Origin of the sequence: Pseudomonas sp. PvP089, from assembly GCF_017875165.1 — a bacterium.
GTDB classification, from domain to species: Bacteria; Pseudomonadota; Gammaproteobacteria; order Pseudomonadales; family Pseudomonadaceae; genus Aquipseudomonas; species Aquipseudomonas fortuita.
The window spans coordinates 737272-749649 of sequence record NZ_JAGGME010000001.1; the positions used below are offsets into that span (position 1 = coordinate 737272).

13 protein-coding genes are annotated in these 12378 nt (G+C 64.5%); 9 read left to right on the plus strand and 4 right to left on the minus strand.

Features of this window, described 5'->3' with window-relative positions:
* Window positions 1-279 precede the first annotated feature (279 nt).
* A complete protein-coding gene (locus tag J3A71_RS03385; RefSeq protein ID WP_023048888.1) occupies window positions 280-933 on the minus strand; it encodes a YciC family protein in 654 nt (217 codons plus the stop codon).
* A gap of 167 nt (window positions 934-1100) precedes the next feature.
* Between J3A71_RS03385 and J3A71_RS03390 the strand changes: the two genes are divergently transcribed.
* The 5 genes from J3A71_RS03390 (at window position 1101) to J3A71_RS03410 (ending at window position 5542) form a co-directional block, all read left to right on the plus strand.
* Window positions 1101-1865, plus strand: coding sequence for a DUF2076 domain-containing protein (locus J3A71_RS03390; RefSeq protein ID WP_096426819.1), 765 nt, complete (start codon window positions 1101-1103; stop codon window positions 1863-1865).
* A 159-nt stretch (window positions 1866-2024) separates the two neighbouring features.
* Window positions 2025-2504, plus strand: a complete 480-nt coding sequence (locus tag J3A71_RS03395) for an NYN domain-containing protein (protein ID WP_016489324.1) — start codon at window positions 2025-2027, stop codon at window positions 2502-2504.
* 9 nt (window positions 2505-2513) lie between these two features.
* Window positions 2514-3119, plus strand: a complete 606-nt coding sequence (locus J3A71_RS03400; protein WP_096426818.1) for a 3'-5' exonuclease — start codon at window positions 2514-2516, stop codon at window positions 3117-3119.
* Window positions 3120-3243: 124 nt separating this feature from the next.
* On the plus strand, window positions 3244-4164 hold the full coding sequence (yedA, locus tag J3A71_RS03405; RefSeq protein ID WP_023048887.1) for a drug/metabolite exporter YedA: 921 nt from the start codon (window positions 3244-3246) through the stop codon (window positions 4162-4164).
* Between the two features lie 55 nt (window positions 4165-4219).
* Window positions 4220-5542 carry a DEAD/DEAH box helicase gene (locus tag J3A71_RS03410; RefSeq protein ID WP_060518539.1) on the plus strand — a complete coding sequence of 441 codons (1323 nt, stop codon included), beginning with the start codon at window positions 4220-4222 and terminating at the stop codon, window positions 5540-5542.
* Window positions 5543-5576: 34 nt separating this feature from the next.
* On the opposite strand, the gene J3A71_RS03415 is transcribed toward J3A71_RS03410, so the two are convergent.
* The 3 genes from J3A71_RS03415 to J3A71_RS03425 form a co-directional block, all read right to left on the minus strand.
* Window positions 5577-6818: a TIGR03862 family flavoprotein gene (locus tag J3A71_RS03415; protein WP_016489320.1), complete on the minus strand. Its 1242-nt coding sequence runs from the start codon at window positions 6816-6818 to the stop codon at window positions 5577-5579.
* Window positions 6819-6966: 148 nt separating this feature from the next.
* Complete coding sequence (locus J3A71_RS03420; RefSeq protein WP_016489319.1) at window positions 6967-7881, minus strand: histone deacetylase; 915 nt, start codon at window positions 7879-7881, stop codon at window positions 6967-6969.
* A gap of 154 nt (window positions 7882-8035) precedes the next feature.
* A complete protein-coding gene (locus J3A71_RS03425; protein WP_016489318.1) occupies window positions 8036-8722 on the minus strand; it encodes a histidine phosphatase family protein in 687 nt (228 codons plus the stop codon).
* Window positions 8723-8901: 179 nt separating this feature from the next.
* On the opposite strand from J3A71_RS03425, the gene J3A71_RS03430 reads away from it, so the two are divergent.
* The 4 genes from J3A71_RS03430 to J3A71_RS03445 all read left to right on the plus strand — a co-directional run bounded on the left by J3A71_RS03430 (window position 8902) and on the right by J3A71_RS03445 (window position 12345).
* Window positions 8902-9471, plus strand: a complete 570-nt coding sequence (locus tag J3A71_RS03430) for a GNAT family N-acetyltransferase (protein WP_023048884.1) — start codon at window positions 8902-8904, stop codon at window positions 9469-9471.
* A 96-nt stretch (window positions 9472-9567) separates the two neighbouring features.
* Window positions 9568-10437, plus strand: a complete 870-nt coding sequence (tesB, locus tag J3A71_RS03435) for an acyl-CoA thioesterase II (RefSeq protein ID WP_016489316.1) — start codon at window positions 9568-9570, stop codon at window positions 10435-10437.
* Window positions 10434-11024 (plus strand): HAD family hydrolase, encoded by a 591-nt coding sequence (locus tag J3A71_RS03440; RefSeq protein WP_016489315.1) that lies wholly within the window; start codon window positions 10434-10436, stop codon window positions 11022-11024. The genes tesB and J3A71_RS03440 overlap by 4 nt, the downstream gene beginning before the upstream one ends.
* 310 nt (window positions 11025-11334) lie before the next feature.
* Window positions 11335-12345, plus strand: coding sequence for an NAD(P)-dependent alcohol dehydrogenase (locus tag J3A71_RS03445; RefSeq protein ID WP_209953634.1), 1011 nt, complete (start codon window positions 11335-11337; stop codon window positions 12343-12345).
* Window positions 12346-12378 lie beyond the last annotated feature (33 nt).

A 12378-nucleotide genomic window follows, 5' to 3' on the forward strand; every position in this document is an offset into this window, starting at 1 on the left:
GGGTGTCAATCGTTGTGGAGCTGGATGCAGTCTGCGCACATTTTGGCTGTCAATATGTCCTCAAAATACCTGCAGAAGCGTCAATCCAGGGCGAATCCATTGACAGTCAATCACCGTCAATGGGTATGCGGGAGAAACCCAGGTTTTCTGCTGGTTTGAGCGTGTCAATCTATGCATCGCAGTTGCGATGCGGGGCATTACTGGCCGGACGACCCGCTGGTGGCCGAGGCTACAGCACGGGCCAAGCCCAGGGGGACGTGACCGTAGCCGGGCTGGTGGTCAGTCGGCTTCACCTTCCAGCAGCATGAACAGGCGGTACAGCACCACAGTGCTGAACAGCTGCAGGAAGCCGCTGAGGCTGTCCATGGCCAGCTCCATGCCGGGCGATGGCTCGGGGAACGCCATCAGCAGCAGCCCGTCGATCAGCCAGATCGGTGCCAGCACTGCCAGCACGCAGATCATGATGCGCATGAAGTGCCCGGTAGTCATGCGGGCGCTTTCGCGCATCGACTGCACCACCGGCAGGCCGCGCAGCACCAGCAGGTACTCGGCGAACACCAGGTTGATCATGATCCACACGCCCGGGAAGATGAACAGCGCAAGGCCGGCCATGATCAGCAGCGAGCTGATCAGGATCAGCAGGGCCAGTTGTGGCCATAGTTGCAAGGCGCGGGCGAACAGGTCGCGCTTGCCGATGTCCTGGCCGTTGCTGCGGGTGTGCAGGTAAAGAATCAGTGCCGCACTGTACAGCGGGTAGAACAGCAGGCTGACCAGCATGCCGTAGGCCGGCGATGCCTGGTCGCCCATCTGCCGGTACAGCAGCTGGGTGAGCAAGGCTTCCAGCACCACCAACGGCAGGCACAGCTGGAGAATGTTCGGCAGGTGGCGGCGGAAGAAGTACAGGGAGTCGCGCAGAACGCTCAGCGGATTCATCAGTCAACATCGCATGGCAGTAAAAACAGGGGCATAACTTTAGCCCAAAGCAGGCGTGGGGCTGTCACTTGCTGAAAAAAGTTTCACGGCGCCGGTGATTGAATCCTGTGCCGCTACACCCCATCTTTGACGCTGTCCGTTGTCACGCTACCCCACGAGGTCGCCCCATGAACACTGAAGAACAAACCCTGATCGACGGCCTGTTCGGCCGCATCAAGCAAGCCGAAGACCCGAACCAGCCGCGTGACGCGCAGGCCCAGGCGTGCATCGAGCAACACCTGCGTCAGCAGCCGGCGGCGCCTTACTACATGGCACAGGCAATTCTGGTGCAGGAGGCGGCAATCAAACGCCTCGACGAGCAGAACAAGCAACTGGAGGCCGAGCTGAAGCAGGCCCGCGCCCAGGCCGAGGCCGCACAAGCCGGTAACAGCGCACCAGGCAACGGCGGCGGTGGCTTCTTGTCCAGCATCTTTGGCTCGGGCGGGCGCAGTGCGGCCCCGGCTGTGCAGCCTCAGCGCCCTTCGGCGCCGCCTGCAGCATCCGGCGGTGGCTGGCGCGAGCCGTCGTCCCCAGGTTTCTCCCAGCCTCAGCCTCAGCCGCAGCAGCCTGGCTTTGGCGCCGCGCCGGCGCGCGGCGGTGCCAGCAGCTTCCTCGGTGGGGCCATGCAGACCGCAGCCGGTGTGGCCGGTGGTGTGTTGCTGGCGCAGGGCATCAGCAGCCTGTTCAACCATAACTCGCAGCCGGAAGAGGTGGTCGAGGTGATCAAGGAAGAGCCAGCACCGGCCAGTGACAGCGGCGGCTGGAACGACCAGGGCGGGCAGCAGCAGGTGGCTGACAACGGTGGTTGGGGCAGCGACCAGGGCGGTTATGCCGACACCGATTACGGCAGTGACGATGGCGAGTTCTTCTCGGACGACGATTCGTACGTCTGACAGGTCTGGCATACTGCTGGCAATTCTGGGGGCGCTTGGCGCCCCTTCGCGGGCACGCCCGCTCCCACAGTGACATGTACGACACCTGTGGGAGCGGGCGTGCCCGCGAAGGGCTGCGCAGCAGCCCCCGGTATCCCAGGCCAGACATGAGGTTCCCAGGTGAAAAAGATCGCGCTGTTCGCCGATGTGCAGAACCTCTACTACACCGTGCGCCAGGCGCACGGCTGCCATTTCAACTACACCGCGTTGTGGGCTGACGTCAGCCGTGAAGGCCAGATTGTCGAAGCGGTGGCGTATGCCATCGACCGTGGCGACAGCAAGCAACAGCAGTTCCAGCAGATTTTGCGCAACCTTGGTTTCGATGTCCGCCTCAAACCCTTCATCCAGCGCAGCGATGGTTCGGCCAAAGGGGACTGGGATGTGGGTATTACCCTGGATGTGATCGACGCGGCCAGCCGGGTCGACCAGGTGGTGCTGGCCTCTGGCGATGGTGACTTCGACCTGTTGCTGGAACGGGTGATCCAGCGCCACGGTACAGAGGCCGTGGTGTATGGCGTGCCTGGGCTTACCGCCTTGTCGTTGATCCGTGCGGCCACCCGCTATGTGCCCATCGAGGGTAAGCTATTGCTCAAACATTGAGGCCCTTTGATGGAACGTATTGCTGTAATCGACTTTGAAACTACCGGCATCAGCCCTGGCGCCGGCTGCCGCGCTACCGAAGTGGCGGTGGTGATGCTGGAGGGCGGGCGCATTGTCGAGCGCTACCAGAGCCTGATGAACGCCGGTGTACCGGTGCCAGCCTTCGTCGCCGGGCTGACTGGCATTACCACCGCCATGGTGCGCAGCGCGCCGCCGGTGGACAAGGTAATGAACGAAGTCGCCGAGTTCGTCGGGGTCACCCCGTTGCTGGCGCACAACGCTGCCTTCGACCAGAAGTTCTGGGACTACGAGCTGAGCCGCATTGGCCGTAGCCGTAGCCAGTCTTTCGCCTGCTCCCTGCTGCTGTCCCGGCGCCTGCTGCCGATGGCACCGAACCACAAGCTGGGCACTTTGACCCGCTGGGCCGGCCTTCCGGATACCGGTACCGCGCACAGGGCCATGGCCGATGCCGAGATGGCCGCCAACCTGCTGCAACATTTGGTAGGCGAATTGCGCCAGGCCCATGGTGTACAGCAACTCTCGCACGACCTGCTTTGCCGTTTGCAGAAGACCCCGGCTGCGAAAATGCGCGAAGCGCTGGCCAAATACCGTTAGGCAACACTGCCCCTAAACCGGACGCACCACAATTGTGCCGCTCATTTGCGCCCGTTCTGTAACGTACCTTGACCCAGGCAGGCCGTTAGACTGAATGACCCGTAAACGGATTTCGAGTTTTCCCATGCCTGCCTCCCGTCGCTTCCCGTTGTTGCTCATCGGTGCTTTCCTGGCCTTGTACCTGGTCTGGGGCTCTACCTACCTGTTCATTCGCATTGGTGTGGAGAGTTGGCCGCCGATGCTCATGGCCGGGGTGCGCTTCCTGATTGCGGGTGGTCTGCTGTACGGTTTTCTGCGCTGGCGTGGTGCGCCGGCGCCGACCTGGGCGCAGTGGCGGGCGGCAGGGGCAATCGGTTTTCTGCTGCTTAGCTGTGGCAACGGCGGCGTGACCGTGGCCGAGCATGCAGGGGTGGCATCGGGCGTGGCGGCGCTGGCAGTGGCCACAGTTCCCTTGTTCACCTTGCTGTTCGGCCTGTTGTTCGGGCACCGCAACTCGAGATTGGAGTGGGCCGGGATCGCCCTGGGGCTGGTAGGTATCGGCCTGCTTAACCTGGGCTCCAACCTGCAGGCAAGCCCGATGGGTGCGGCGCTGATTGTTTTCGCGGCGGCGTCGTGGGCGTTCGGTTCGGTGTGGAGCAAGACCTTGCCGTTGCCCCAAGGGCCGATGGCCAGCGCTGCAGAAATGCTGGTGGGTGGCGCGGCGCTGTTGCTGGGCAGCGTGCTGTCTGGCGAGCGTATGACGCAGATGCCGACTGCGGCCGGCTGGGGGGCGTTGGCCTACCTGGTGTTCTTCGGCTCGATCCTGGCGTTCAGTGCCTACATGTACCTGCTCAAGCACGTACGCCCGGCGGCGGCCACCAGCTATGCCTACGTTAACCCGGCGGTTGCCGTGCTGCTGGGCATTGTCTTTGCCGGCGAACAGATTGGCGCCGAGGAGTGCGTGGCCATGGCGGTGATTATCGGTGCGGTGGTGCTGATCGGCCTGCCACAGTGGCGCAAGGCACCTGCGCCTGCGCAGCCGTTGGAAGGCGAAATCTGCAAGTAGGCCGGGGTGATGCGGTAAACTTGCCGCCTTCGCTGAACCCCCTGACGGTATTGCCATGAATTTCGCCAAACTCGGCCTGATCGAACCCCTGCTGCGCACGCTGCAGCAGCTGGACTACACCACCCCGACCCCGGTGCAGGCCAAGGCCATCCCCGCCGTGCTGGCCGGCCGCGACCTGATGGCCGCGGCCCAGACCGGCACCGGCAAGACCGCAGGCTTTGCCCTGCCCGTGCTGCAGCGCCTGGCGCTGGAGGGCGAGAAGGTGGCCAGCAACTCGATCCGCGCGCTGGTGCTGGTGCCTACCCGTGAGCTGGCCGAGCAGGTGCACAACAACGTGCGCGAGTATGCCGAGAACCTGCCCCTGAGCACTTACGCGGTGTACGGCGGCGTCAGCATCAACCCCCAGATGATGCGCCTGCGCCGTGGCGTCGACCTGTTGGTGGCCACCCCGGGCCGCTTGCTCGACCTGTTCCGGCAGAATGCGGTGAAGTTCAACCAGGTGCAGACGCTGGTGCTGGACGAAGCTGACCGCATGCTCGACCTGGGCTTTGCCGAAGAACTGCAATCGGTGTACGCCGCGCTGCCGCGCAAGCGCCAGACGCTGTTGTTTTCTGCCACGTTCTCTGACCAGATTCGCGTACTGGCGGGGCTGGCGTTGAATGACCCGCTCAGTATCGAAGTGAGCCCGCGCAACGCCACTGCAACCAGCGTCAAACAGTGGCTGGTGCCTGTGGACAAAAAGCGCAAGGAAGACCTGTTCTGTCACCTGCTGCGCAAACAGCGCTGGAGCCAGGTGCTGGTGTTTGCCAAGACCCGTAACGGTGTCGACCAGTTGGTGTCGCGCTTGCTGGCCGAAGGCGTAAACGCCGACGGCATCCACGGTGACCGCCCGCAGGCCACCCGCCAGCGGGCGCTGGACAGCTTCAAGGCCCGCGAGATTCAGGTACTGGTGGCGACCGACGTGGCGGCCCGTGGCCTGGATATCGACGACCTGCCGCTGGTGGTCAACCTCGACCTGCCGATCGTCGCCGAGGATTACGTGCACCGCATCGGGCGTACCGGGCGGGCGGGTAACAAGGGCGAGGCGATTTCGCTGGTGTGCGCGGATGAAGTGCAGTTGCTGGGGGCTATCGAAGTGCTTACCCGGCAGACCCTGCCACGCCATGAAGAACCGGATTTCATCCCTGATCACCGGGTGCCGATGACCGACGCCAGTGGCCAGGTGATCAAGAAGCCGAAGAAACCCAAAAAGCCGAAAGAGAACAGCGCCAAGCGCGGGCTGGGGCGTTGGATGGACAGTGGGGAGCCGGAGCCGGCAGTGAAGGCGGTGCGCAAGGTGCCGAGCTTCAATGGTGGGCCGCGTAAGCGTAAGCCTTGAGATTGATGGGGCCGCTTTGCGGCCCCAAAATTTGTCAGGAAACCCGCGTAACCCACTCCGCCGCCGCCCGCCCGGCACGCAACCCGCTGGCAAAGCAAGCCGTCAGCAGGTACCCCCCGGTCGGCGCCTCCCAGTCCAGCATCTCGCCGGCACAGAACACCCCCGGCATGCTTTTGACCATCAACCCCTCATCCAGCCCCTCGAAGCGTACCCCGCCGGCACTGCTGATTGCTTCATCCAGTGGCCGCGTACGCACCAATGTGATCGGCAAGGCCTTGATCGCCTGGGCCAGCGCCAATGGGTCGGCAAAGGTCGCCTGATCGGTCAGCTCGCGCAGCAGCGCCGCCTTGACGCCATCAATGCCCAGCTGGCTGTGCAGATGCTTGGCCATGGAGCGCGAACCGCGTGGCTTGGCCAGTGCCTGGGCAATTTTGTCCACAGGCTTGTCTGGCAGCAGGTCGAGCAGCAGTACCCCTCGGCCTTCGCGGTTGATGGCTTCGCGCACCGGTGCCGACCAGGCATACACCAGGCTGCCTTCAACACCCTGCGCGGTGAGGATGAACTCGCCTTTGCGCGGCGCGCTGCCGGGGACGCTGAGGGCAATGTTCTTCAGCGGTGCGCCCGCGAATTTCTCCTTCAACAATGCGCTCCAGCCATCCACCTCAAACCCGCAGTTGCTGGGCTGCAAAGGCGAGATATCCACAGCCCGTTCAGCCAGTAATGGCTGCCAGGCGCCATCCGAACCCAATCGCGCCCAACTGCCGCCACCCAGCGCCAGTACCACGACTGCAGCCTGCACCGCGCGCTCGCCCTGTGGATAAGCGATCCGCAAGGCACCGTCGGCATTCCAGCCCAACCAACGGTGGCGGGTGTGGATAACTACCCCGCAGTCGCGCAGCCGCTTGAGCCAGGCGCGCAGCAGGGGGGCGGCTTTCATGTCGGTGGGGAACACCCGCCCCGAGGTGCCGACGAAGGTTTCGATGCCCAGGCTGTGAATCCACTGGCGCAAGGCTTCGGCGTCGAAGCCGCGCAGCAGCGCCTCGACTTCGCCCTGGCGCCCGGCATAGCGTGAAACGAACGCCGGGTACGGCTCGGAGTGGGTGATGTTCATCCCGCCAACACCCGCCAGCAGGAACTTGCGCCCCACCGAAGGCATGGCGTCGAACACCTCGACCGCCAGGCCTGCCTGGGCCAGTGCTTCGGCAGCCATCAGGCCGGCGGGGCCACCACCAATAACGACGGCGAGAGGAGGGGAGGCGGGGTTCAGATCGGACATGGTGGGCAGCAGGCTGTGGAAAAGATGCGCATTCTAGCGCAGCTCTGCCCATGGAAGCACTGGTCAAAAAATGATCATAGTTCTGCAGGCCTTGCGTACAAAGGGCTACAGCGCCTTTCTCGCAGGTTATCCACAAGCGGTTCCACAGTCACTGTGAACAACCGATGACGCGTGCCGCGCTGTGGTGAAGGATGCCATGGCGCCTGGCCAACGCTTCGCGGTCCTTGCTGTAGCCGCCGCCGATCACGCCAACCACCGGGATGTCACGGCCCAGACAATGGCGCAGCACCGCTTCGTCACGGGCGGCCAGGCCGGCGTCAGTCAGTTGCAGGTAGCCAAGGGCGTCGTCCTTGTGCACATCGACGCCGGCGTCATACAGCACCAGGTCGGGTTGATAGAGCGGCAGCAGGTAGTTAAGGGTGTCGTCCACCACCTTCAGGTAGGCCGCATCGCCCATGCCACGGGGCAGGGGAATGTCCCAGTCGCTCTGCGCCTTGCGGGCCGGGAAGTTCTGTTCGCAATGCAACGACACGGTGATGGCCTCGGGGGTGTCGTGCAGGATGCGCGCGGTGCCGTCACCCTGGTGCACATCGCAATCGAAGATCAGTACCCGGTGTACCCGGCCAGCCTCCAGCAGGTAGCGGCTGATCACGGCCAGGTCGTTGAAGATGCAGAAGCCGGCGGGGTGGTCGTAATGGGCATGGTGGGTGCCACCGGCGAGGTGGCAGGCGATGCCATGTTGCAGCGCCATCTCGGCGGTCAGCAGCGAGCCACCCACAGCCCGCACCGTGCGCCGGGCCAGGGCTTCGCTCCAGGGCAGGCCGAGGCGACGCTGGTCCTCGCGGGACAGGTCGCCGTTCATGTAACGCTCGATATAGCCACGGTCGTGGGCCAGGGCGAGGATGTCGTTGGGGCAGATGTCCGGGCGCAGCAATGCCTGGTCGGTGGTCAGCCCGCTGTCCACCAGGTGGTCATGCAGCAGGCGGAACTTGTCCATCGGGAAGCGGTGTTCGGCGGGGAACTCCGGGCTGTAGTCTTCGTGGTAGATCAGCGGCAACGGCATGGGTGGGGTCGCAATCAGGGCCAGTGCTGATCTTGCCATGACGGGTGACTGCAATGGGAGTACCTGTTTTTTTCGCCGGTACTGGCCCTTTTGTGGGAGCGGCCTTGTGTCGCGATTGGGCCGCTCCCACAGGGATCGCGTTTACGTTTGAGGGCTATTTTCCTGTGCTGGCCAATACGCGTTGCCAGTCGGGTTCGTTCAGTCGCCCGAGGATGCGTGCCTTGCCATTGCCATCCACCGACACGAACAGGGCACTGGCATAGCCACTCTCGCGCTCGCCACCCGCAACGTTCTGCTGGCGGGCGAAATGGTCGATGCAGCCATTGTGGGTCACCAGCACCAGGTTGTGGCCGGGGCGCTTGCGTGACAGTGCTTCACTGGCGAACTGGTTGTCACAGCCTTCCAGCCAGTTCTCGCTGGCCACCGCCTGGCCGAGGATGAAATGCGCGGTTTGCCGGGTGCGCAGTTTCGGGCTGCTAAGCATATCGGCGTTGTCAAGGCCCAGTTGGTGCAACCCTTGGCCAACGCGTCCGGCGGCCTGGCTGCCGGCCACAGTGATGCCGGTGGGGTCGCCCAGGCAGGGGCCGGGGGCGCTGTCGCAGCGTTCGGCGTGGCGGATCATCACGATCACTGCGCCGTCGGCCCAGTCCTGCAGCAGGCCGCTGTCACTCAGTTGTTGCTCGTTACCAAGGTCCACGATATGCGTCCTCGTCGCCAGCCAGGTGGTCACCGCCGCCACGACCATGCAAAGCCCAAGGGCGGCACCGAGGGCTTTGCGTGACAGGCGCCGCTTGCGCCGGGCGTGAATGGCAGGGTGTCCCAGGGTGTTGCTCGATAGCATGTGTTGCTCCGTTGGCGGTGCCGCGGTTGGCGCGGAGGTGGATGGCAGCATCCTGCCAAGTGGCCTGTCGGGGACCGGTGAAGGGCGTGTGAAAATTGCATTTGGCGGCTGCCGGCTGGGTGAACCCCGCGCCCGCGCCTACGCTGTAAACTGCAAGGCGGTAAACCGGAGCAGGCACGATGACCCCCATTCTTGAACTGGAAAGCGCACGGCTGGTGCTGCGTCAATGGCATGACGATGACTTGCGCGAGTTCGCCGCGCTGTGCGCCGACCCACAGGTGATGCGCTATTTTCCGGCGCCGCTGACGCGTGTTGAGGCGGCAGCGTTGATCGGCCGGGTACGCGGGCATTTCAATGAGTACGGCTTTGGCCTGTGGGCCTTGGAGCGCAAGGACAGTGGCGCATTCATCGGCATGACCGGGTTGCTCAATGTCAACTTCGACGCGCCTTTTGCCCCGGCGGTGGAGATCGGCTGGCGCCTGGCACGTCGCCACTGGGGCCTGGGCTTTGCCAGCGAGGCGGCGTGGACCTGCCTGCGTTGTGCTTTCGCCCAATTGCGCCTGGAAGAGGTGGTGTCGTTCACTAGCGAGAGCAACTTGCCGTCGCAGAAGGTGATGCAGGCCATCGGCATGCAGCAGGACCTGAACGGCAGCTTCGAACACCCCCGCCTGCCCGTGGGGCACCCGTTGCGCCCGCATGTGCTGTACCGCATCGACCGCGCGCTTTGGGAGCGCACCCTGCGCGCCTGAACGCACGGCCATGCCCGGTAAGAATGACAAACCCTGTATCATTTGCCTTCATAACGAGCGCTGTAGAGACGTGTTGCCTTGCGAGGAGAACCCCCAATGAGTCATGTGTTGGACGACCTGGTCGACCTGTTGAGCCTCGAATCCATCGAGGAGAACCTGTTCCGTGGACGCAGCCAGGACCTGGGCTTCCGTCAGTTGTACGGTGGGCAGGTGCTGGGCCAATCGTTGTCGGCGGCCAGCCAGACAGTCGAGGACGCCCGCCATGTGCATTCGTTGCACGGCTACTTCCTGCGCCCGGGCGATGCCAGCCTGCCGGTGGTGTACTCGGTGGACCGCGTGCGCGATGGCGGCAGCTTCAGTACCCGACGGGTGACGGCGATCCAGAAGGGCCAGACCATCTTCACCTGCAGCGCGTCGTTCCAGTACGACGAGGAAGGTTTCGGGCACCAGGCGCAAATGCCTGACGTGGTCGGCCCGGAAAACCTGCCCACCGAGGTGGAGCTGGCCCGCGCCATGGCCGACCAGTTGCCCGAGCGTATTCGCGACAAAGTGCTGTGCGCCAAGCCAATCGAGATCCGCCCGGTCACCGAGCGCGACCCGTTCAACCCCAAGCCCGGCGACCCGGTGAAGTACGCCTGGTTTCGCGCCGACGGCAACCTGCCCGACGTACCCGCCCTGCACAAGTACCTGCTGGCCTATGCCTCGGACTTCGGCCTGCTGACCACGGCGTTGCTGCCGCATGGCAAGTCGGTGTGGCAGCGCGACATGCAAATCGCCAGCCTCGACCATTCGCTGTGGTTCCATGGCAACCTGCGCGCCGATGAGTGGCTGCTGTACGCAACAGACAGCCCCTGGGCCGGGAACTCCCGCGGTTTCTGCCGCGGCAGCATCTTCAACCAGGCCGGGCAACTGGTGGCATCGTCGAGCCAGGAAGGCCTGATTCGCCATCGCAAGGACTGGGCATGAGCCTGGGCGAGGTGCGTCACTGGGTGTTCGACATGGACGGTACCCTGACCGTGGCCGTGCATGATTTCGACGCCATTCGCGTGGCGTTGGAGATACCGGCCGAGCACGACATCCTCACCCACCTGGCGGCGTTGCCGGCAGACGAAGCGGCGGCCAAGCATGCCTGGTTGCTGGAGCACGAACGCGACCTGGCGGTAGCCTCCACGGCGGCCACCGGGGCGGTGGAGCTGGTGCGCGAGTTGGCCGGGCGCGGGTGCCGGCTGGGCATCCTGACCCGCAATGCCCGCGAGCTGGCGCATGTGACGCTGGAGGCCATCGGCTTGGCAGACTGCTTCCCGGTGGAGCACATTCTTGGGCGTGACGAAGCGGCGCCCAAGCCAAGCCCGGATGGGCTGCTGAAAATTGCCGGTGCCTGGGGCGTGGCGCCGAGCGAGCTGGTGATGGTGGGGGATTACCGGTTTGACCTGGACTGCGGTCGTGCAGCGGGTGCGCGCACGGTGCTGGTGAACCTGCCGGATAACCCATGGCCGGAGCTGGCGGACTGGCATGCGGCCGATTGCCGGGCACTGAAGGTGATGCTGGGCTGATTTTGTGTTGGCAATGCGGGCCTCTTCGCGGGCATGCCCGCTCCCACAATGGCACTTGCTCCCTGCGCGACAGCGCAGCCCAACTGATTTACTGATTTAGCAATGACTTTGTGGGAGCGGGCTTGTCCCGCGAACCCCGGCGCAGCCGGGGCCATCCATCGCGTCGCCTGCTTCGCGGGGCAAGCCCGCTCCCACAGGTATTGCGCAAGTCTCAGGGCTGTGGTGCCCCTGTGGGAGCGGGCGTGCCCGCGAAAGGGCCGAACCTGTCTATGCTGAACCCCATTCTTTCCTCTGATACGGAGACCCACCCATGACCAGCAAGGCCATCTACGTACAACCCGGCGGCGGCTACGACAAGGTCGAGGTCGGCACAAGCGAGGCCGCTGCCCCCAAGGCCGGCGAAATCACCGTGCGCCTGCACGCCAGCTCCCTCAACTATCACGACTTTGCCGTGGTCAGCGGCATGTGGGGCCCGAGCGAGCGGCGTATCCCCATGGCCGATGGCGCTGGTGAAGTGGTTGCGGTGGGCGAAGGTGTCAGCGAGTTCCAGGTGGGCGACGATGTGGTCAGCACCTTCTTCCCCGACTGGCTCGACGGCCAGGCCAACGTCGAAGGCTTTGGCAGGGTACCCGGCGACGGTCTCGATGGTTATGCCCGTGAGCAGGTCACTGCCCGTGCCACCGCGTTCACCCTGGCCCCCAAGGGCTTCAGCCACGCTGAAGCGGCTACCCTGACCACCGCAGGCCTCACCGCCTGGCGTGCGCTGATGAGCGACGACCACCTCAAACCTGGCGACACGGTACTGGTGCAAGGCACCGGTGGTGTGTCGATCCTCGCCCTGCAGTTCGCCAAGCTGGCTGGCGCCACCGTGATCGCCACGTCGTCCAGCGACGCCAAGCTGGAGCGCCTGAAGGCCCTGGGCGCCGACCACCTGATCAATTACAAGAGCACCCCGGCTTGGGGTGAGAAGGTGCGCGCGCTCACCGGCAACCGCGGTGTCGACCATGTGATCGAAGTGGGCGGCCCGGCGACGCTGGAGCAGTCGATGATTGCCGCGCGCATCGGTGGGCATGTGTCGCTGATTGGCATCCTTACCGGCGTGGCCGGTCAGCTGCCGCTGGTGCAGGCGCTGGTGCGGCAGATTCGTCTGCAAGGTGTGCTGGTGGGCAGCCGCGCCCAGCAGCAGGCGATGGTGCGGGCGATCGATGCCAACGGCCTGCGGCCGGTGGTGGACAAGCACTTCGAACTGGAGCAGATCGTCGAAGCGTTTCGCTACCAGGAAAGCAACCGGCATTTCGGCAAGATCTGCCTGACCTGGTAAATGCCCATACGCGGTACCTGTGGGAGCGGGCGT

Excerpts from the sequence above, each read along its gene's own strand:
- J3A71_RS03385 (WP_023048888.1), bottom strand. The coding sequence starts at position 933 with ATGAATCCGCTGAGCGTTCTGCGCGACTCCCTGTACTTCTTCCGCCGC.
- J3A71_RS03390 (WP_096426819.1), top strand. The coding sequence starts at position 1,101 with ATGAACACTGAAGAACAAACCCTGATCGACGGCCTGTTCGGCCGCATC.
- J3A71_RS03400 (WP_096426818.1), top strand. The coding sequence starts at position 2,514 with ATGGAACGTATTGCTGTAATCGACTTTGAAACTACCGGCATCAGCCCT.
- yedA (WP_023048887.1), top strand. The coding sequence starts at position 3,244 with ATGCCTGCCTCCCGTCGCTTCCCGTTGTTGCTCATCGGTGCTTTCCTG.
- J3A71_RS03410 (WP_060518539.1), top strand. The coding sequence starts at position 4,220 with ATGAATTTCGCCAAACTCGGCCTGATCGAACCCCTGCTGCGCACGCTG.
- J3A71_RS03415 (WP_016489320.1), bottom strand. The coding sequence starts at position 6,818 with ATGTCCGATCTGAACCCCGCCTCCCCTCCTCTCGCCGTCGTTATTGGT.
- J3A71_RS03420 (WP_016489319.1), bottom strand. The coding sequence starts at position 7,881 with ATGCCGTTGCCGCTGATCTACCACGAAGACTACAGCCCGGAGTTCCCC.
- J3A71_RS03425 (WP_016489318.1), bottom strand. The coding sequence starts at position 8,722 with ATGCTATCGAGCAACACCCTGGGACACCCTGCCATTCACGCCCGGCGC.
- J3A71_RS03430 (WP_023048884.1), top strand. The coding sequence starts at position 8,902 with ATGACCCCCATTCTTGAACTGGAAAGCGCACGGCTGGTGCTGCGTCAA.
- tesB (WP_016489316.1), top strand. The coding sequence starts at position 9,568 with ATGAGTCATGTGTTGGACGACCTGGTCGACCTGTTGAGCCTCGAATCC.
- J3A71_RS03440 (WP_016489315.1), top strand. The coding sequence starts at position 10,434 with ATGAGCCTGGGCGAGGTGCGTCACTGGGTGTTCGACATGGACGGTACC.
- J3A71_RS03445 (WP_209953634.1), top strand. The coding sequence starts at position 11,335 with ATGACCAGCAAGGCCATCTACGTACAACCCGGCGGCGGCTACGACAAG.